Source organism: Gloeotrichia echinulata CP02, from assembly GCA_038087035.1.
Classification (GTDB): Bacteria; Cyanobacteriota; Cyanobacteriia; order Cyanobacteriales; family Nostocaceae; genus Gloeotrichia; species Gloeotrichia echinulata.
The window spans coordinates 4777723-4798522 of sequence record CP051187.1 but is presented as its reverse complement, the minus strand read 5'-3'; the positions used below and the strand labels follow the sequence as shown (position 1 = coordinate 4798522).

The window sequence follows — 20800 nt, the reverse complement described above, 5'->3', positions numbered from 1 at the left end:
ACTTGACATTATGTACCCAAATTATCCTTTTACATGTCTACGTTATTGTCCTTATTTGGGTTTTCTGATTGCGAATTGGAAAGGAGCGTCTTGGCTGAAGACTTACCAGATATTACGTAAAAAATTACTACACAAATCAGGGAGATTTTCTCAGTGGTCAGTAAGAGCGGTGTCTCCCGGTAAATACAATGGTTAGTAGCTGCATATTTGTCTAGACCGCCCATAAACCAGATCTCAGATCATAAGCTTTTACGCATTTAAATTGTATATTTCGCGCTCAGGTTGTCAAAAGTCAAGGGTCTAGGGTCAAAAAATAGCTTAGACCTTAGACCCTTGAAGAAAGGACAGCCTAATCCCGATAATATTCAATCTAGGCGTGCATCAGCTAATCAAACACCAAGACCGATAAACTGGAAGTTGCAGCTAAACAATCGTACTTGCACTGATCTGTGGTTGCAGGCATTGTAACAGTGTTAGTATGTCGAACATAGGCTGTTTGTTTGTAGCTTCTGAGTTCTGGTTGTGCAAGACAATTACTTTACTATAGCAATCCCCATTAGGTTGTAAAAAATATCAGTAGTGACTGTTGCGTGTTAACAATTGACACTCAACAGTCAACGGTCAACAGCCTGTATCGGTAAACCAAATCATTTAGGACTGCTATATCAGCCATCTCTCTTCATTCTCTTTTTTTTGGCGAAGGTATTGATGTAACCAATCTACAGGGTGTGAATGATGAAACAAGCTCTTTCTGAGAAAGCATTGCTCAAAATTCTGGTTATTGATGATCATCAATCAGTTTTAACTGGAACAGTAGATGTGCTGCGACAAAACTACCCTGGGGCTGAATTAATCACTGCTATAAATGTGACGAATGCTCTCAATCAGATGACTGCTTCGCCACCCGATCTCGTAATTATGGATCTTTCCATTCCCGAAAATCTGGGAGAAACAGCACGTCCTGATGTAGGTGTTCAACTTCTCAAAAATCTCATGAAAGATTACCCCAGCCTGAATATTGTTGTTCAAAGCGCTCATATCAGAACGCTGGTGAGAATTAGACCAGATATTGATAGTCATAAAGGAGGTTTTACGGTCGCGGATAAAAGTCTTTCTAGTCAACAAATGTTAACCAGAGTTGATTGGGCGTTACAGGGATTAACTCATACTAAAGACATCAAAGCTATCAATTCTGGATTAGAGATTAAACGCGAGTGGTTCATGGTGCTAACCCTAGCATTTGACCAAGGATTACAAGATAAAATTATCGCTCAAAAGATGTGTATATCTGAACGAATGGTTCGTCATTATTGGAGTAAACTGCAAGATGCTTTGGACGTTTATCCAGAAGAAGGTAAAAACATCAGAATTCAAACGGAAATGCGAGCTAGACAAGAAGGGTTAATTGATTAGTTAAACAGTTTTTGGGGATTAATGGCTAAATAATCAATGCTAAAAGTTAAGCTTATGCAGACTGAAATCTTGAGAAAATTAAAAGAACAAATTGCCATTTTTGGCGTAGGTGCATTACCAGGAATTCTCATAATTTGGCTAGTAATTATTACTCGCCTAACTGGTTATATGCAATATTTAGAGTGGCTAGCTTTTGATAGTTTTCTCAGGTTACGTCCGCCAGAACCTATAGATGAACGAATTCTGATTTTGGGGATTGATGAAAAAGATATCCATAGTCTAAAAACCTATCCCGTACCAGATAAAGAAATCGCAGCCTTGCTAAACAGATTGCAAACCTATTCTCCCAGAGTCATTGGTCTTGATATTGTTAGAGATCTACCAGTTGAACCTGGTCATGCTGAACTGGTAAACACATTTAAAAGAACCAAAAATTTAATTGGTATCGAAAAAGTATTACCTGATAAATTTAATCCCCCACCAGACTTACCCCCTGAACAAGTTGGTTTTGTAGATCAAATTCCAGATAATGATGGTAAATTGAGACGCAGTTTATTGGGAACACCAACGCCTCAAGGATACAAGTTTGCATTCTCTCTACATCTAGCAAAAGTTTATTTAGCTCATCAAGGTATTAGTTTAGAAAATGGTAAACGCGATAGCGCTGCTATGAGATTTGCTGATACTGAACTACCCAGGTTATTACCAAATTCTGGGGTTTACGTGCGAATAGATACCGGCGGTATTCAGTTACTACTCAATTTTCGTAGTGGTCGAGAACGATTTAGAACTTTATCTCTGAACGATATCAAAACAGGTAACTTTCAGCCTGAATGGATACGCGATCGCATTGTCATTATTGGGATGACTACTCCTAGCGCTAAAGACTTCACCACTACTTCTGCAATTCCATCCGCTAAATCTGCACCACCAGGACAAGTTTATGGAGTGGAAATTCACGCCCATGCTGTTAGTCAAATTATCAGCGCAACTCTTGAGAATCGACCACTATTAAATACTTGGTCAGATAATTGGGAATATATATGGATATTCGGTTGGGGAATATTGGGAATTTGTTTAGCTAAATTCACTAAATCTCCACTAAAAAATCTTTTATTTGTTGGTATTGCTAACACCAGCTTAATAGCAATTAGTTATTTACTACTCATTCTTGGTTGGTGGGTTCCAGTAATACCAGCAATACTAGTTTTGGCTTTTAACGGTGTAGCAATGACAGCTTTATACCAATATGATCAAGCTTGGCACTTTAGGATAAAAGCTCACAAAATTGTAATTGAGCGTACATTTGAAACCATTCACAATGGACCTCTACAAACTCTTGGAAAAGCTTTGAAGCGTATTCGAGATCAAGACTTACCACCGCATGAATTACTTGTAGAAATTGAAAAAGAACTAGAGAAATTGAACCATGAAATGCAGGGAATTTATGAATTTCTACTGAGAGAACCTATATCTCAAGATAGAAGTCTTTATTTGGGAACGAGTTTAGAGTTAAATCTGCAAGACCCCATTCACGAACTTCTCTATCAAGTATATAGCCATACTTTAGAGAGAGACTTTCCCTGCTTTAAAACCATAAGGGTGAAAATCCGCACATTTGATTCTATAGATGAGCAAAACTTGAATTTTGAACAAAAGCGAGGACTATGCCGTTTTTTAGAAGAAGCTTTATGCAATGTTGGTAAACATGCTGCAGGTGTAACCCGATTGGAAGTCACTTTTTCTCCTTCTGAAGGCTGGTATATTCTCAGGATTGTAGATGATGGTTTGGGTGTTAACTCATTTAGAAAAGGTCGCGGTACACAGCAATTTAGAAATTTAGCTCGAGAACTAAAAGGGAAATTTAGGCTAATCCAACTTTCGCCTAGAGGAACTCTTTGTGAACTATCTTGGCCTATGTCAAGGTTTTGGCATTTGTCATGATTTAAAGTTGTTTATTAGCCATAAAATTACTGAAGTTTTTACCTGACAATGGCTAATATTTTCCGGAGATTTGAAGAAAATACTATTGTTATAGTGAGTAGCAATAATATTTTATAGCGTTTCCCGCTTGAGGTATATCAGAGCAAGCTCCTCCCTTGCGCTTAAGAGGTTAGGGGTGGGTTTCTTGTACCTCACTCAACTGATAACCGCTATATTCAAATATCAAATCCTTTTTTAACAAGCGTCAAGATAATTCGTAATTCGTAATTATCTTGTCAAGCTTCAAGAGTTATTAATCTGGATATTCGACTCTGAATTCCACGAAACAAAGTGGAAGGAATTTAACGCAGCTTCTGTCCATAGGATACTGCTGAAGACGCCAACAATAACAGAAAAATGGCGTTACTCAACAGTGCCTATAAATGGCGCAAATTTGGTGTGAAAAGATGTTAGCTTCTGCCAAAAAATCAACAGTAATTACTAATTAGTAATTTGTAATTTGTGATTTGTAAAATGACTCACAATAAGTGGCTATTGTACAAACTTTTGAATGTCACGATGATCACAATTTGTGTTTTGAGTTTCAGCCTCAGTGAAACTCAGATTGCACTAGGTGGATATCAACCACCGCGTGATCAAAAATCTCCCAGTGGCTATTCCGACTCATCAGGTGTGAGAGGGGGATGTAAAGCCACCGGTCGTGAAAGATTAAGGTTACTTGCTCCTCTAACCCATGTTGGACAAACAACCTCACCTCGTCCCACTTTGGCTTGGTTAGCACCTCATGACCAAACCCTATTAATAGAATTCAGTCTCTACGAGTTTGACATCAACCTCAAACCGAAAAAACTCAATATCTATACGCGCAGATTGACCACTACACCAGGGATAATGAAGCTATCCCTACCACAAAATTTGCCTGGTTTAAAGGTAGGTAAAAGATATCTTTGGCAATTACAAACCTTGTGCGATACCCACCGTCCATCACGCAACCCATTTACTAGAGCAGAAATAGAAGTTGTACACACACCACAAACTTTGTTAACTGCTCTCTCCCGCACTCAGGAACCCTCTCAAAAAGCTCATTTCTATGCCGAAGCAGGTATTTGGTATGATGCCCTTAACGAAGTTCTACCGCCTACCCCAAATCGCCAACTCTTGAGGATATTTACCAGTTTGTTAACAGACCTTGCTAAGTTTGAGCAACCTTAAGACCCCACCTCTAATATCAAATCACGACAAAATGATGGATTCCTTTTTAGTACAGAACTTTCTCCCTGAAAGTGCAGAAACTGAACACATATTAATTGATAATATGGGCGACTACCCCTTTCGTGGAGTTGATTTTTTTACTCGCTAATTTATTACCCAAAGACGCAGCCTTGGGGGGGCGACAAAAGTTAATTCAATACGCCACCGATACGCAAGACCACACGGTGACTGATACCTTTGTACAATTGTTGCGGACTCAGTGAGGGAGATGAGGGGATATCTAAGAGGATGTTTTAAAGGTATTTTTTGTCACAACATTTAAGTCTCAAAAACCTACCCCCCCTTCTCTACAAGGGAAGGGGAGTTAGGTTTCTGAGGCTTTGGTGTTAGTAATAATACTTTTCAAACATCCTCTAAGAGAGAACCCATAAAACTTGAGTAATAAATAACATTATCAAGATAGTTTAAAGCTCAAGCAAAGATACGATAAAGTTTTGCCTTTTTAAGTAAATTTACTATAAACCTGTCAAAAAAATTATTCTTTTTATCAGATAATTTGAATGTTTGTTTCATAATAGCTAATACCTTAATAAGCTGTCAACAAACCAGTACAAATCAATTCCTCAAACCGCAACAAAATTCTCAAAACCCCGAAGAAAGCTCGGACATCTACGGCAGAAGCTACAATTAATACTCCCAAATCCACACTTGTAGCAGCAATCCCATCGCCACCAGGTGGCCCAATCCTAGTAGTTACATCTGCGACAAATCCCTTTAGCGACTACTACGCCGAGATTTTAAGAACCGAAGGACTTAACTTTTTCAACGTTAGCGATATTTCATCAGTATCATCAGCAACACTCGCTAACCATGACATTGTGATCCTAATGGAACAATAATTGATGTGTTTGGGGCTACTACCCAATTAACTGATGAATCTGGACAGTCATACCCTGACAATATCGATACCCTACTTAATCGGGCGATCGGCACAGAAGGGTATTATGGTGTATTCAACGTTAACGCCCATACAGATGTTCCCACCTCACCAGTTGCCGATGCCGTAGTTAACTCAGCACTAACCCGTGGTGTACCGATTGTCTCTGCCAAACAAATGTTGACATGGCTCGACGGTCGCAACAGTTCATCTTTTGGCTCTTTGACATGGAACAATAATGCTCTGAGTTTTACAATCACCAAGGGAAGCAATACCAATGGTTTGCAGGCAATGTTGCCAATGCGCTCTGGTAATTTAACACTCAGCAGCATGACGGTAAATGGTAGCTCTGTTAGTTATACTACAGATGTAATTAAGGGCATTGAGTATGCCTTTTTCCCAGGAAATAGCGGTTCTTATGTTGCCACATATACTGGTGACACCACTCCACCAACGGTCACTTCCACATCCCCTAGCAGCAATGCAACAGATGTGAGTACTGTTGCCAGCATTACAGCTACCTTCAGTGAGGCTATAGACTCAACCACAATTAATACAACTAATTTTCAGTTGGTTAATTCTAGCAGTGCATCTATACCTGCCACAGTCACCTACAACGTTAATAATCGCACAGCAACTCTTACACCCAGCAGTGCTTTAGCAACTTCTACTACTTACACTGCGACCATTAAAGGTGGAGTAACTGGTGTTAAAGATGTTGCAGGTAATGCTTTAGCAGCGGACTCCGCCTGGTCATTTACCATTTCAGCCAACCAACCGCTTCAAAGCATTTGGAACGATTCAGTCACTCCCACAAACCCATCAGCGTCAGACACCGCTGCTGTAGAGTTAGGAGTCAAATTCCGCTCGAATGTTAACGGCTTCATCGCTGGCGTGCGGTTTTACAAAGGCGCTAGCAACACAGGCACCCACATTGGTAATTTGTGGAGTAGTACTGGTCAGCAGTTAGCTACAGCAACCTTCACTAATGAAACCGCCTCTGGTTGGCAAACAGTAAACTTTGCTAATCCAGTGCAGATTACCGCTAATACCGTCTACGTAGCTTCTTACTACGCTCCTGTGGGTAGGTATGCTGCAGACTTAGGATACTTTGCTAACTCTGGAGTCAGTAACGGCGTACTAAACCTACTGCGTGATGGCGAGAGTGGAGGTAACGGTGTCTTCAAATATGGTGGTGGTTTCCCTGATCAAACCTTTCAGGCAGCTAACTATTGGGTTGATATCCTGTTTACGTGTATTTTCTCAATCCGTCTAATAGGAGAAACAAGTCTGCTATCTAGCAGTTCTCCGTTGGGTTTATACCATTTCACCAAAACTCTGATACATATAGATTTCCCGTAAGGGCACGGCAATGCCGTGCCCCTACCAAGGTATTTGTATCATACTTAAAGTGAAACGGTATTAGTACATCTTTAACTTCTGTTTTAACCTCTCTCCTCATAGGAGAGAGGTTTTGATATCAAGTCCGGGAAATTATACCAATTGATGATATTATTTCAAATTTGCACAACAAATTACCGTTGAATGCGAAACTTAGGAATAATCCCCGGTGCTATATTCACTTTTAGTTCCTGTTGAAAGTAATCACGCAAGTAATAATTTTGCCGTCCGCTGTTATCCAAAAACTGAGTATAGCCTTGCAATAAAATTTCATTGCCAGCATAACCCAAGGTCAACACAGAATTAGCAAAACCTTGATTGTAGATAGTTGTGGCATAATTATGGTTAGTGTCTTGAACATTTAAACCATAAGTTACTAAAGGTTTTGTTCCCCATTCACAATCTGTAGGGTGACATTTACCAAACACTTGAATATTTAATTGATTACCCCCAGCAGAAGTAACAACCAATCGAGTAATCCCGCTAGTATTCGCATTTTTATTCACCCAAGTCCCAACAAAATCACTAGGCGCAGCAGCAGCGGGATTAACTACAGCAGCAGCCATAGCCACACTAGAAGCAGCAATCATCAAAGAACGTTTCAACATTGTAGTAAACTCCATTATTAGTAATTGTGTTTTAGCTGTTTTAACTATTGATTTTTGCTAGATCAAATAACTATCAGCTTTATCGCCACTTTTCACTCCAAGCACCAGTCACATCAAACCCACCACTAACAGGAGTCAATTTCAACGAACCCCAATCAAAAGTATTACAAATTGGTCCTAAACCAGCACCACAAATATCACCAGCACCATAACCATTAAAAGATTTAGTTCCGATGTGGGAATAAGTAGTACCTCCCCAGTTACCATTACCAAACCAAGTAGTATTCTTGGGTCCGACGCGCAGCACACAACGCAAACCTTCACCTTTGCGACTTTCGCCTAAATCGGAAACTTTATATTCATCAAAATAATCACCACAGGTCTGGGGTCTAGGTAAAGGCTTATAATTAGTATATTCGACTAATTGCCATTCTTCATTCCATTCGCCAGTTACACGAATTGTTGAACCACCAATAATTTGTATCTTGAGATTTCCGGGAAAATTGTTCTGGATATTTTCGCCGTTACCATGAATATCAGATGCGAAACCAACAAGATTAGAACCTCTATAAATAGCTTGTCCAACGTGACGATAGGTAGCACCACCCCAATTACCTTCACCGTACCATGCTAATCTAGGTATCGTCGTTCCTCGTCTACCTTCGCTAAACTTGACACAGCGGATACCTTGACCTTCGCGCTTATCCAAAGGCTTAACAATGTAAGTCTTAACATGGGGACCGCAACTAAAGCCTTTGACTTGCGCCAGTTGTAAATTTTGTAATACAGGTACTTGAGCAAAAGCACTAGTTGTAGTAGATATGGCTACTAGACCACCAATTACTAAAGATTTCATCGAAACTCGAAACATGATTCTGATTCCTTGTATTGACTGATTTAACGCCTTCACTGCTTTTATAGTTAGGTTTCTATTTGTTTATGCATCCTCGACAAAGCATCATCGAAATATTTTCAACTTTTGTCCAATTTGTTGGCGATCGCTTCAGTCGTTGGACGACAGAATCAAGATTGCGTAGTAGTATCCACAGTTGTATCAACCGCACACCCCAAGAAACTTCCGAATCCTTTTGGGCACTTTACTGGTATAAGTTTTTGCAGGTTCCAGAAACTCAGACCCTAGCCAAAGAACATCTCATCGCTTATTTACAAGAGTCTTGTTATTGGGTATCCCAGAAAACAGTGACAAATTTAGCCAGTTCTCAATATCAGTTATCAGACTGCTTTCAAATTGCGATCGCCCAAATTGATAAAATACTCAAAGGCTTTAACCCTCATCAAGGTTTCACACTCAAAAACTACGCCAGTTCTATCTTTAGCAATACGATTTCTGAAACTTTACGCCAACGTCACGAAGTTGATATCTGTACAGATTGGGGACTATTGCGAAAAATCTCCCAAAAGCGTTTCCATGAGTCTTTGCAAAATGCAGGTTTATCACCAAGCGAGATTCACACTTACATCCTCGCGTGGAATACCTTCAAAACTCTTTACGTCCCCACCGTCACAGGTACCTCCCGCAAACTTACTCGACCAGATGACCAAACATGGGACGCGATCGCCAAGGCTTACAATTCACAAAATAGCCAAAATGTCAATGCCCAAACCTTAGAGAAATGGCTACTCTCAGCAGCAAAAGCAGCGCGTAAATATCTTTATCCTACCACAGAATCCCTAAATATACAAAGAAGCGGCGATGATTCCTGGGAATTGTTAGATAATCTCCCAGGAACAGAACAACCATCACTCATACAAGAAATTATCGCCCAAGAAGAACAACAAACCAGAAATTCTCAGCACACAGAGATTAACAAAATTTTAGTCAGTGCGATCGCCCAACTCGAACCAGAGGTACAACAAATTTTACAATTATACTATACCCAAAACCAAAATCAAGACAAAATTGCCAAACAACTAGAAATCAAACAATACACCGTTTCTCGACGACTGACCAAAGCCAGAGTTACCCTACTCCAGGCCTTAGCTACCTGGAGTCAAGAAACATTGCATATTTCCATCACCCCAGACCTACTCAAAAATATGAGTACCGTAATGGAGGAATGGCTGCACAATTACCACAGAGTTTAATTCATTTTCTTTGCGACGAATGAAACTAAGTTTACGATCTGATGAGGGGGATGAGGAGGAATAATATTTCTCAATACTCCCTTATCTCCCCCATCTCCCCTTTGCGCCTCTGCGCCTCTGCGTGAGACATTTACCCCAGTAACCACCATGACTACCCTATTTACATTCGCCCATCCCACAGACTTAATTTTAGAAATCCCCACTAATCGCCAAAATCAATCCACTTTTCACGCTCACTCAAGTTCGCGCTATCAAGCTTATATTAATGAACTTTGCCTGAGTGCAGTTTTACCTTGGTTACAAGAGGATTTTACACCCCAGGCAAAGGTCTGGCCAACTACCACTGCTTTACCCAGTTTTTGGGAACTGGTAAATGGAACCGCAGTCACATTAGACGGAAAGCGATTTATTTTGGTTCCCAGCGAGATAATTGATATCGATGAATTGCGAGTCCCACAAGAATGGGTGGATTTACCAACTTGGGCTGGTGATTATTATTTAGCCGTGCAAGTAGAACCAGATGACGGATATGTCAGAGTTTGGGGCTACTGTAGCCATGCACAACTCAAGAATCAAGGTAGTTATGATCCAGGCGATCGCACTTATGCTCTAGATGCTGATTTCATCACCGACATCACAGTCTTAGCTGTAGAGCAAGCATTTTGTACCACAGAACCCACGGATATTCCCATTCTAGAAATACCAATTTTACCACAAACCCAAGCACAAAATCTGATCACTCGCCTAGCAAATCCCGAAATCCTCATCCCCCGCTTGGCAATTCCTTTTCCACTTTGGGCTGGGTTAATGGAACATGGTGGCTGGCGACAAAGCTTATATCAACAACGTGTGGGACTACCAGAACAATGGTCTATTCTCCAATGGTTACAAAGTGGCGTTTCTCAAGCTGCAGAAACTATCGGTTGGGGACGTTTGAATTTACAATTGAGTGCGGCTGGGGCGCGGAGTGTTGAACAAGCACAACCACAGATAATGTTTTCTCGTCAGCTGGCGATCGCAGGTCAAGCATACGAACTCAGCATTATACCACAAGGCGAGTCAGAAGACCTCATTTGGCGCTTTCAGTTACGTAACGTCACCGTTGGTGCAGTTATCCCCGGTGGTTTTCAACTCAGACTCCTCACTGAAGACCTACAATCTTTCCCCAACAACGAAGATATCGCCACCACCGCCGTAGAGCAACTCTTCGTAGAAGTTGCTTTAGAATCGGGTGAAGGCATAGTTTGGGAAATCGAACCCCTCCCCGACAATTATGACCGAGAAATACTTAAATTTTAAATTTTTTCGGGCTTTTTTTATAGATACTAGGAAGGAGATTGATTCTGCAAATCCACCTATAAATAAAAAGCCATGAGAGAAAAACCCAAAAAACAAATTCGTATCTGGGCAATGTGGTGTCATCTCTCGGCTCTGTTAGCATGGATACTATTGTTTTTTTTGGTATTTCTCGGACTTCCTTTATATTTACCCTTGAATCTTGTCATACCACTGACAATTTGGCGATTCCACAAAACAAAGTCTCCCTGGATTGATTTTCAAGGTAAAGAATCATTAAATTTTCAAATTTCCCTCACCTTTTATACATTGATTGTCATCATTATCTCCTTATTGCTTATGTTAGGTAGCTGTGGTATCGCTGTAACGAGCAATGATTCAATCAATGAAGTTAAGACGGTTTTAGACAGTTTACTACTTGTGTGGATGACGTTAATTTCGTTAATGTTAATTATACAATCGTATTTAGTGACTTCAGCCGCACTAAAAGCCTACAGAGGAAAACATTATCGCTATCCTTTAACCATGCGATTTTTGAGATAAGTAGGGGACTGGGGACTGGGGACTGGGGACTGGGGACTGGGGGAAAGTAAAGTTTGAGGTTCTGAGGCTGAAGTTTCGAGTTCTAAACCTGAAGTTTCGAGTTCTAAACCTGAAGTTTCGAGTTCTAAACCTGAAGTTTCGAGTTTCAAACCTGAAGTTTCGAGTTTCAAACCTGAAGTTTCGAGTTTCAAACCTGAAGTTTCGAGTTCTAAACCTGAAGTTTCGAGTTCCAACCCTGAAGTTTCGAGTTCCAACCCTGAAGTTTCGAGTTCTAAACCTAAAATTTGGAGTTCTGAGGCTGAAATTTGAAGTTCCGAACCTGAAGTTTGGAGTTCTGAGGCTGAAGTTTCGAGTTTCAAACCTGAAGTTTCAAGTTCCAAACCTGAAGTTTCGAGTTTTACAGCGATTTTCAGGTAAATGAACCACATTTTTATATCTCACGCAAAGGCGCAAAGGCGCAAAGGAAGAAAGAAATACAGATATCGGGGTGTGGTCTAAATACCTGAAAACTGCTGTAAACCTGAAGTTTCGAGTTCCAAACCTGAAGTTTCGAGTTCTGAGGCTGAAATTTGAAGTTCCAAATCTGAAATTTCGAGTTCCAAACCTAAAATTTGGAGTTCTGAGGCTGAAGTTTCAAGTTCCGAACCTAAAATTTGGAGTTCTGAGGCTGAAGTTTCAAGTTCCGAACCTGAAGTTTCGAGTTCTGAGGCTGAAGTTTGGAGTTCCAAACCTGAAGTTTCGAGTTCTAAGGCTGAAGTTTGGAGTTCTGAGGCTGAAGTTTCAAGTTCTGAGGCTGAAGTTTGGAGTTCTGAGGCTGAAGTTTCAAGTTCCGAAGCTGAAGTTTCGAGTTCCAAACCTAAAATTTGGAGTTCTGAGGCTGAGATTTGAAGTTCCAAACCTGAAGTTTGAAGTTCTGAAGCCAAAACTCGAACTTCTACCAATCCCTCATCCCCAATCCCCAATCCCCAATCCCCTTATGGTTTCTGGATCACAAACAATTGGTGTAGCAATTATCAGAAAAATGGGTTTAAAACCTCCCCCTTCTAGGGGGACTTTACATTAGTACGGCTTTAGCTTACCATAGTGAATGTAGTTTGGTAAGCAGAATGTTAAAAGCCTACAAGTACAGAATCTATCCAACCAGTGAGCAAGCGATATTGCTTGCCAAATCGTTTGGATGTGTACGCTGGTTTTACAACTATGCGCTTAACTTAACTAGCGAAACATATAAAGCAACAGGTAAGGGGTTAAGTCGTAATGACATCATTAATCTGTTGCCGTCATTGAAAAAAGAACATGAATGGTTAACAGAACCCCCCTCTCAATGTTTACAACAAGTAGCTTTGGACTTGTCTAGTGCGTTTTTGAATTTCTTTGAAAAACGGGCTAAGTACCCCAATTTCAAAAAGAAAGGACAAAAACAATCTATTCGTCTTCCACAAGAAATCAAGCTAAATGGTGACGAATTAACACTGCCAAAATTAGGTAAAGTTTACTGTAAAGTATCGCGCCTACCTGAAGGCAAGTTAAAGTCTGTTACTGTTTCATTAACTCCATCTGGTGAATACCATGCTGCTTGCCTTTACGATGATGGTAATGATAAACCTGCTTCAACATCAGAAGGCAAAGCTATTGGTGTGGACATGGGAATTAACCATTACGTTATTACGTCCGATGGGAATAAACATGGCAACCCTAAGTATTACCGGAAATATGAAGTCAAACTAGCCAAGAAACAAAAACAACTTAGCCGCAAGCAGAAAGGGTCTAGTAATCGCAACAAAGCGCGGATTAAAGTTGCTAAAGTTCACGCAAAAATTACCAGATGCCGAGAAGATTTTCTACACAAACTAAGTCGTAAATTAGTTGACGAGAACCAAGTCATAGTTGTAGAAAATTTGGCAGTTAAGAACATGATCAAAAACCACAAACTAGCAAAATCTATTAGTGATGCTGGATGGGGTCAATTCTGTACTATGTTGAAATACAAGGCAGAATGGGAAGGAAAAGTCTACATCGAAGTAGACAGATTTTTCCCTAGTTCCAAAACCTGTAGTAACTGCTTACATCAAGTAGATAATCTCAGTTTAGATATTCGCAGTTGGCAATGTCCTAAATGTCACACAATACATGACAGGGACATTAATGCAGCCGTGAATATCAGAGATGAAGGTTTACGACTTTTGGCGGGAGGGCATCTCGCTACCGCTTCTGGAGAAAGAGTAAGACCAAGTAAAGGCACTGCTTTTGCAAGGCGTTTTTCTGTGAAGGAAGAATCCCCACGCCTTAAGTAGGGGGAGTTGTCAAGTTTCACTTCTACTGTTATCACTGATTATAATTACACTTTGGTGGCCTTTAAATGATTCTGATTGCAATTCTGAAGCTTTTCTGGCATCAAAAATCGGCAAATTTCCAGTACAAGCTAGCAAGGTAGTAGTTCAGCCTTGGCTTGGTGAACACCATGTTTATGGAATTTTTATGGTTCCCGATGAATACAAGCAAGCCCCATTATTTGTATTAACAGTCAAAGGTTTTGGCAGCGAATGTTCCAGACCATTTGGCTACAGCCAAAATTATGATGACATCAATGCCTTACCGGGAACTCATTTGGTGAGGGATTATTTGAGAACTCGAATCGCTGTCAGGTTAATTCTACAAGGTTTGTACTTCCAGATCAATGATCAAAAAAACTGGAATCTAATCTACCCTCAGATTCACAGAAATTGAAGCCGGGTATTAATTGCTTTTCTGCGGCGGCAGCTTTCATCCCAAAATTAGGGGAGAATATTCTGGCATAAATTACTATATATGCCCAGACCTTTTCTATTATCTATACAATATCTTGTCAACTTAGTTGTTGTCAAGCATTCAACCGAGAAATCATGAACCCCACGCCGGGAGTTAAGCGAAAAAAAGCTATCAAAAAATCGCGCTGGCTGCAGCGTTAAGTACAAAATTAGGGGAGAATATTCTGGCATAAATTACTATATATGCCCACACCTTCCCCATTATCTATACAATATCTTGTCAACTTAGTTGTTGTCAAGCATTCAACCGAGAAATCATGAACCCCACGCCGGGAGCAAGTTTGACAACTCGTCTTTTGACCAATTCAATAATTTAACGTAAATTTTAGCACTAGTACCGCTGTGCGTAATTCATAATTCGTAGTGCTGAGTGCTGAGTAAAGTTATTGTTCCCGTCCCCCAGTCCCCAGTCCCCAGGAATTGATATATGCTGGATTTATTACTGATTATGCTCCTGGGCTTCCTCGGCAGTTTTGGACATTGCTTTGGGATGTGTGGACCCCTGACAGTGGCATTTTCCCTGTCGCAAAAACAGGAAAAACCTGATTGGCGACAGCAATTAAAATTTCATGGTTTGCTGAACCTGGGGCGGATGTTGAGCTATGCTCTAGTCGGTGCTGGTATTGGGGCGCTGGGTTCGGTGTTGGTGGAAAGTGGACAGCTAGCGGGTATTGGTAGCGACTTCCGCCGTTGGATCGCAATTATTACTGGCGTGATGCTGATTTGGTTTGGGTTAGGACAACTAAAACCTAACTTCCTACCGCGAATTCCGGTGTTACATCCCCTATTAAAAGCAGGTTTGCACAATCGCCTGAGTGCAGGAATGGTGAAGCTTTCCTTCCAAACCAAATGGTGGACACCAGGACTTTTGGGGATGACTTGGGGTTTAATGCCCTGTGGTTTCCTGTATGCTGCTCAAATTAAAGCCGCTGAAACTGGTAATGTGTGGATGGGTGGCGCCACGATGCTGGCCTTTGGCTTGGGAACCCTACCCACAATGTTAGGTGTAGGGGTATCGAGTTCTTTGGTCAGTCAAGACAAACGCAGTCAGTTATTTCGCTTGGGTGGGTGGGTAACTCTGAGCATTGGCATCATTACCTTGCTGCGGACTGGTGATACAATGGTAGACTATAGCGGACATGCTGCTATAATCTGCTTGATTTTAGCGCTGATTGCTCGTCCGATTAGTAGCTTGTGGGCATCACCCCTGCGTTACCGCCGTGGTTTGGGAGTAGCAGCCTTTGTGCTGTCTGTGGTTCACACTGTCCACATGATTGAACATTCACTGCAATGGAATTTTGCCGCCTTTTGGTTCTTGCCCCTAGAGTTTCAATGGGGCATGGCTGCAGGTATTATAGCATTAGTATTGATGACTCCCGCCGCTTTAACAAGTTTTGACTCATTACAAAAGTCCTTGGGTAAGCATTGGCGACAGATTCATCTATTAGGCGTGCCAGCTTTGGTCTTGAGTGCCATTCATGCCGTGATCATTGGTTCCCATTATATGGGTTCGGTGCATGGGGGGAATAAAATAGCGGCTGTGTTGATGGGAATTGTCACCCTTGGTGTATTGCTGGTACGTTCGCGCTTTTTTTGGTCAACGTTAACCATAGAAAAATATTATGTCCCCCCTAACAAGTCCCAATCAAAGTGCTGAGACGAAAGTGCGGAGTGCTGGCTTAAATTATGTATTATTCCTGAGTTTATTAGTCATATCAGTAACTCCTATTTCCAGCGTCTTTGCCCATAAAGTGAAAATCGCCGCCGATGTTGGCGCCACTCTCCACATTGAACCGAATGATAATCCCCGTGCTGGGGAACCTGCAAAAACTTGGTTTGCTCTCACCCGCAAAGGTGGTAAGGTGATTCCCCTCAAAGAGTGTAATTGTCAATTAGCTGTCTATGCCGAACCTCACACACCAGGAGAACCAGCACTACTTGAGCCATCCTTAAAACCTGTCACCGCTGAACGCTATCAAGGTACACCCGGTACAGAAATTACATTCCCCAAACCAGGAGCATATCAGCTACAACTCACTGGTAAACCAGCCACAGGCGCAAGTTTTAAACCCTTTGAGTTGAAGTTTGAGGTGACAGTAGCCGCCGGGTCATCTGTTGAATCTATACCACAAAATATCCAAAATGTCAACAAAGACGTGGGAGAAAATAAACCGCAACAGATACCTTTGTGGGCGATCGCTCTCCCGATTGTGGCAATTATAGGTATATCATTTGCCGTCGTGGCATCCAAGAGAGTGAGGAGTTAGGAGTTACTCCCGAACCGCCGAAAGATAAAGATTAGGTATAATTTTCCTGACTTTGCGCCTTCTCTGCGTTCGCGTAGGGTTGGTTGAAGCAAGAAGCAGACCCTCTAGAAACTACTTCCACATGGGGTCTGCAAGGTACCCCAAAAATCTAAAATCCAAAACTTGTACTGAGCGAAGTCGTTGGCGTAGCCTCTGTCTACGACACGCTACGCGAACGTAGAGAAGTATCCAAAATCTAAAATTCGCAGCGTCAATTATGTCGCTGTTGATGCCACTGCCAAGCATGTAGGACAATATCTTTGATGTCTGGGAACTGGGGTTTCCAACCTAGGATGTTTCTGGCTTTTTCACCACTACCAATCAAGGCTGGTGGATCGCCAGGGCGGCGATCGCACTCCTTAACTGGTATTGTTAGTCCTGTAACCTGTGCAGCTGCGGCGATAACCTCTTTGACAGAGAAGCCTTGACCATTGCCTAAATTGAAAACTTCGCTATCGCCGCCTTTTAATAAATATTCCAATCCTAAAACATGGGCGTCTGCTAAATCGCTAACATGAATATAATCACGAATACAAGTACCATCGGCGGTAGGATAATCAGTGCCGAAAATTGAGATAGATTCGCGTTTGCCTAAAGCTGTGAGCAGGATTAAGGGAATCAAATGGGTTTCTGGGTTGTGGTCTTCACCTAGCAAGCCCTGGGGGTCAGCACCAGCAGCATTGAAGTAACGAAACCGCACTGATTTGAAATCATAGGCGGGATCAAAATCAGAGAGAATCCGCTCTACCATCAACTTGGTAGCGCCATAGGGATTGATGGGATTTTGCGGATGGTTTTCTGGGATCGGTACCACCTCTGGCACCCCGTAGGTAGCGCAAGTAGAAGAGAAGACAAATTTCTTCACAGAAGCCGCCAGCATCGCTTCTAACAGGGTGAGAGTACCCAAAACGTTATTGCGGTAATATTTAGCAGGGTCTGTCACAGATTCGCCTACATAGGCATAGGCAGAAAAGTGCATAACTGCAGCAATATCGCGAGTTTTAAACAGGTCATCGAGTAGGGGGCGATCGCCCGTATCTCCCTCAATCAGTTCTACTTGTAACACCTTTTCGACCAAATCGCGATGCCCATACACCAAATTATCAAGGATGACGAGGTTATAACCTGCTTGCTTGAGAGCCAGCACCGTATGGGAGCCAATGTATCCAGCGCCCCCGGTGACTAAAATAGTTTGCTGTGCCGACGACATAGTTTTTCCTTGTGAATTGATACCTACTCAATTAATTTAAGTTACTGGTGCCACATTACTCATCTGAAAAATTACAAATAATGGACGCAGTGTCAAAAAATTGCACTAAAATCACTACGACGGTAGTCTTTTGGTGTGAGGATTGAGGTATTTTGAGTCAGGTAACGGTACGATTACAATTTGACGATAAAATAAATCCACTTCCCAATACCTCTAGGCTGACCGCACCAGATAATTTGAGAGTTAATCTATGTTTAGAACGCTCACGTTGATACTAGTGTGGCTATTGATTGGCACTGTTGCCTTTTCCCTGTTCCAGAGATTCTATCCCAAGGGGACTTTTTTAGGGCGCGTAGTGTTAGGACTTTTGTCGCTGGTCTTAGTGCTGGCGTTTGTTAACCCCAATGAGCCAGCTGTGGCCTCTTTGTGGCGATTGGTATCATTTCCGCTAAAGCCTCTGGGAGCATCGACATTAATGTTGATTTTTGCTGCCCAAAAAATTGAAAAGGGCGGTATCAAAGAACCAGGAGGCTACTTACTGGGATGGTCTCTAGCAATTTTACTGCTATCAAGTACACCAGCGATCGCCTACTTCCTAGTTAGGTCCCCTGTTGGCGCTCTACCGCCATCTAGCAGCTTGGTGGCTTTAGCCCCAGCAAATACCTCAGCCAACATCTCAGACGTGCAAGGCAATGCCATCCTACCGCAAGTCAATACTGCTGAGATTACCCTAGCATTCAACACCCCGACAATTAAAGTCCCCGCCTACCTGTTGCAAAATCCACAGGAAATTAGAACACGGGGATTGCGAATTGAAGATTTTGTACCCAGTGCTGAAACCCTGGCACTGACAACCAACGTGTGGGAAAGTTATCTCAACCAGATTTACGGTTTCTTACGTGGTCGCTAATGATCTGTCAACCCAAAATTGTCGGTGGTGTTGACAAGCAGGGGGCGCGGGGGAAGTAATGGCAGTGAAAATTTTACCAAAAATAACACTCTTTGCGCCAAAGCTTCCCCCGCCTCAAAAGCCTCAAGAGCTGGTTTGGCGCACTACTAGTCATCAGCCTAAAACAGAATCCCCGTACCTAATGGTCGGGGAGTGTCAATTCGGTGCGAATCAAAAAAATTATTGCTTGCATGGCAAAATCTCGACGACTTGCTAAACTCAAAGATTATCTACGTCCCTATTGGCGCGAACTAATACTAGGCATTCTCGCCTTATTATCTGTTAATGGGCTTGGTGTTTATATCCCCTGGTTGATTCGCGCTTGTGTGGATCGACTCTCGACAAATTTCCAGTGGCATCAAATACTAGATTACGTTGTCATCATCATTTTGCTGAGTTCAGCACTGTGGTTAATCCGAATGGCTTCGCGTATCTGGATATTTGGGGTGGGACGCCAGGTGGAATTTGACCTCAGACAGCGGATTTTTGAACACCTACTCAAGTTGGAGCCTGGTTATTTTGCCACTAATACCCCTGGGGATTTGATTAGTAGGGCTACCAGTGATGTAGATAATATCAAACGGTTAGTAGGTTTTGCCGTCCTGAGTTTAGCAAATACGTTCTTTGCCTACACCTTCACGCTGCCAGCGATGCTAGTCATTAGTGTTGATCTGACATTAGCCTCTCTGGCAGTATATCCCTTGATGTTTCTGTGCGTGTTTTTCTTTAGCGATCGCCTTCGCAACGAACAAAAAGCAGTACAGGAGGAACTCTCACAGATCAGTGAACTGATTCAAGAGGATATCAGCGGCATTGCTTTAATTAAGATCTATGCTCAAGAAGAAAATGAGCGTCGAGCCTTCGCTCAAAAAAATCAGCAACTGTTGAAGGCTAACGTCAAACTGGCTAAAAGCCGCAATACTCTGTTTCCCATTATTGGTGGGTTAGCCAATATCAGTTCCCTGGTGATTCTCTTTTTAGGGGCTACGCGGATTGCTGCAGGTTCCCTGGCTGTTGGGGATTTTCTCGCACTCCTAATTTATGTAGAGCGTCTGGTTTTCCCCACCGCTCTGTTAGGATTTACAATTACTGCCTATCAACGGGGTGAAGTGAGTATTGATCGCCTAGAGTCGATTCTCTCGGTAACACCCAAAATTCAAGACTCTATCGATGCTATAAATCTGCCTAAAGCTGACGTTAAAGGGGAACTGATAGCGAGAAATTTCTCCTACATTTACCCATCTTACAACACCCCCGCTGTAGATAACATCAACTTTACCATCTCCCCTGGGGAAATGGTGGCAATTGTCGGCGCTATTGGTTGCGGGAAATCGACGTTAGCAAATTCGTTACCACGTTTGTTGGATATTGCACCAGGTCAATTATTTTTGGATGGGTTGGACATTACCAAAATAGCATTAGCAGATTTAAGAAGTGCGATCGCCTATGTCCCCCAAGATAGTTTTCTCTTCAGCACCAAAATCAATAATAATATCCGCTACGGCGACCCCATCAGCGACCAAGAAAATGTCGAATCTGTAGCCAAACTTGCCCAAATTCACTCGGAAATTAAAAACTTTCCCGACGAATATGAAACTATTGTCGGTGAACGTGGTATTACTCTTTCTGGCGGTCAGCGACAACGTACTGCTTTGGCTAGGGCTATGCTGGTCGATGCCCCAGTGTTAATTTTAGATGATGCCCTCTCCAGCGTCGATAATCAAACAGCCGCAGAAATCTTGAAAAATTTTTCCAGTGGTAAACTCAAAAAAACTGTGATTTTTATCACTCATCAACTTTCCGCCGCAGCCACTGCAGACCGAATTTTTGTCATGGATAAGGGGACAATTGTCCAAAATGGCAAACATTTAGAGCTTCTACAACAACCAGGGCTTTACAAAACTTTATGGAGCCAGCATCAGATAGAAGAATTATTGCATTAAGTAGGTCGGCGCAATGAAAAAGCAGGGGAGAAAACAGTTATCAGTTAGTTGAGGCTTTGGGTAGGCGTTCGCGGAGCGTCCCGACGGGAAGAGTAACCCAACAAAGCCTGGGTATTTTTTTGTGA

General features: G+C 42.0%; 17 protein-coding genes. 12 read left to right on the top strand and 5 right to left on the bottom strand.

All coding sequences use genetic code 11. The annotated features are described in order from the left end of the window. Nucleotides 1–735 precede the first annotated feature (735 nt). The 4 genes from HEQ19_21080 (at nt 736) to HEQ19_21065 (ending at nt 6868) form a co-directional block, all read left to right on the top strand. Complete coding sequence (locus HEQ19_21080) at nt 736–1413, top strand: response regulator transcription factor (GenBank protein ID WYM03535.1); 678 nt, start codon at nt 736–738, stop codon at nt 1411–1413. Nucleotides 1414–1467: 54 nt separating this feature from the next. Next, nucleotides 1468–3357, top strand: coding sequence for a CHASE2 domain-containing protein (locus tag HEQ19_21075; protein ID WYM01621.1), 1890 nt, complete (start codon nt 1468–1470; stop codon nt 3355–3357). Nucleotides 3358–3870: 513 nt separating this feature from the next. Continuing rightward, nucleotides 3871–4569, top strand: a complete 699-nt coding sequence (locus HEQ19_21070) for a DUF928 domain-containing protein (protein WYM01620.1) — start codon at nt 3871–3873, stop codon at nt 4567–4569. 904 nt (nt 4570–5473) lie between these two features. After that, nucleotides 5474–6868: a DUF4082 domain-containing protein gene (locus HEQ19_21065; GenBank protein ID WYM03534.2), complete on the top strand. Its 1395-nt coding sequence runs from the start codon at nt 5474–5476 to the stop codon at nt 6866–6868. A gap of 173 nt (nt 6869–7041) precedes the next feature. Here the strand turns inward: HEQ19_21065 and HEQ19_21060 are convergent, their stop codons facing one another. Both HEQ19_21060 and HEQ19_21055 read right to left on the bottom strand, forming a co-directional pair. Beyond that, nucleotides 7042–7515: a hypothetical protein gene (locus HEQ19_21060; protein WYM01619.1), complete on the bottom strand. Its 474-nt coding sequence runs from the start codon at nt 7513–7515 to the stop codon at nt 7042–7044. 79 nt (nt 7516–7594) lie between these two features. Beyond that, nucleotides 7595–8386 carry a hypothetical protein gene (locus tag HEQ19_21055; protein ID WYM01618.1) on the bottom strand — a complete coding sequence of 264 codons (792 nt, stop codon included), beginning with the start codon at nt 8384–8386 and terminating at the stop codon, nt 7595–7597. A 68-nt stretch (nt 8387–8454) separates the two neighbouring features. Between HEQ19_21055 and HEQ19_21050 the strand changes: the two genes are divergently transcribed. The 3 genes from HEQ19_21050 (at nt 8455) to HEQ19_21040 (ending at nt 11460) form a co-directional block, all read left to right on the top strand. Then, nucleotides 8455–9621, top strand: coding sequence for a sigma-70 family RNA polymerase sigma factor (locus HEQ19_21050; GenBank protein ID WYM01617.1), 1167 nt, complete (start codon nt 8455–8457; stop codon nt 9619–9621). Nucleotides 9622–9768: 147 nt separating this feature from the next. Beyond that, a complete protein-coding gene (locus HEQ19_21045) occupies nt 9769–10920 on the top strand; it encodes a DUF1822 family protein (GenBank protein WYM01616.1) in 1152 nt (383 codons plus the stop codon). A gap of 72 nt (nt 10921–10992) precedes the next feature. After that, complete coding sequence (locus HEQ19_21040; GenBank protein WYM01615.1) at nt 10993–11460, top strand: DUF4870 domain-containing protein; 468 nt, start codon at nt 10993–10995, stop codon at nt 11458–11460. On the opposite strand, the gene HEQ19_21035 is transcribed toward HEQ19_21040, so the two are convergent. Then, the gene (locus HEQ19_21035; GenBank protein ID WYM01614.1) at nt 11430–11888 is read right to left on the bottom strand and encodes a hypothetical protein; all 459 of its coding nucleotides are present in this window, start codon (nt 11886–11888) and stop codon (nt 11430–11432) included. The genes HEQ19_21040 and HEQ19_21035 overlap by 31 nt on opposite strands. Nucleotides 11889–11954: 66 nt before the next feature. Then, nucleotides 11955–12422, bottom strand: a complete 468-nt coding sequence (locus tag HEQ19_21030; GenBank protein ID WYM01613.1) for a hypothetical protein — start codon at nt 12420–12422, stop codon at nt 11955–11957. A 144-nt stretch (nt 12423–12566) separates the two neighbouring features. On the opposite strand from HEQ19_21030, the gene tnpB reads away from it, so the two are divergent. The 3 genes from tnpB (at nt 12567) to HEQ19_21015 (ending at nt 16534) form a co-directional block, all read left to right on the top strand. Continuing rightward, nucleotides 12567–13754, top strand: coding sequence for an IS200/IS605 family element RNA-guided endonuclease TnpB (gene tnpB / locus HEQ19_21025; protein ID WYM01612.1), 1188 nt, complete (start codon nt 12567–12569; stop codon nt 13752–13754). A gap of 940 nt (nt 13755–14694) precedes the next feature. Next, nucleotides 14695–15924 (top strand): sulfite exporter TauE/SafE family protein, encoded by a 1230-nt coding sequence (locus HEQ19_21020; protein ID WYM01611.1) that lies wholly within the window; start codon nt 14695–14697, stop codon nt 15922–15924. Then, nucleotides 15890–16534 carry a hypothetical protein gene (locus HEQ19_21015; protein ID WYM01610.1) on the top strand — a complete coding sequence of 215 codons (645 nt, stop codon included), beginning with the start codon at nt 15890–15892 and terminating at the stop codon, nt 16532–16534. The genes HEQ19_21020 and HEQ19_21015 overlap by 35 nt, the downstream gene beginning before the upstream one ends. A 250-nt stretch (nt 16535–16784) precedes the next feature. Here HEQ19_21015 and galE read toward each other — a convergent pair whose 3' ends face one another. Then, on the bottom strand, nt 16785–17783 hold the full coding sequence (gene galE, locus HEQ19_21010) for a UDP-glucose 4-epimerase GalE (GenBank protein ID WYM01609.1): 999 nt from the start codon (nt 17781–17783) through the stop codon (nt 16785–16787). Nucleotides 17784–18033: 250 nt separating this feature from the next. On the opposite strand from galE, the gene HEQ19_21005 reads away from it, so the two are divergent. Beyond that, nucleotides 18034–18693, top strand: a complete 660-nt coding sequence (locus HEQ19_21005; GenBank protein ID WYM01608.1) for a hypothetical protein — start codon at nt 18034–18036, stop codon at nt 18691–18693. A 230-nt stretch (nt 18694–18923) separates the two neighbouring features. Continuing rightward, nucleotides 18924–20675 (top strand): ABC transporter ATP-binding protein, encoded by a 1752-nt coding sequence (locus HEQ19_21000; protein WYM03533.1) that lies wholly within the window; start codon nt 18924–18926, stop codon nt 20673–20675. Nucleotides 20676–20800 lie beyond the last annotated feature (125 nt).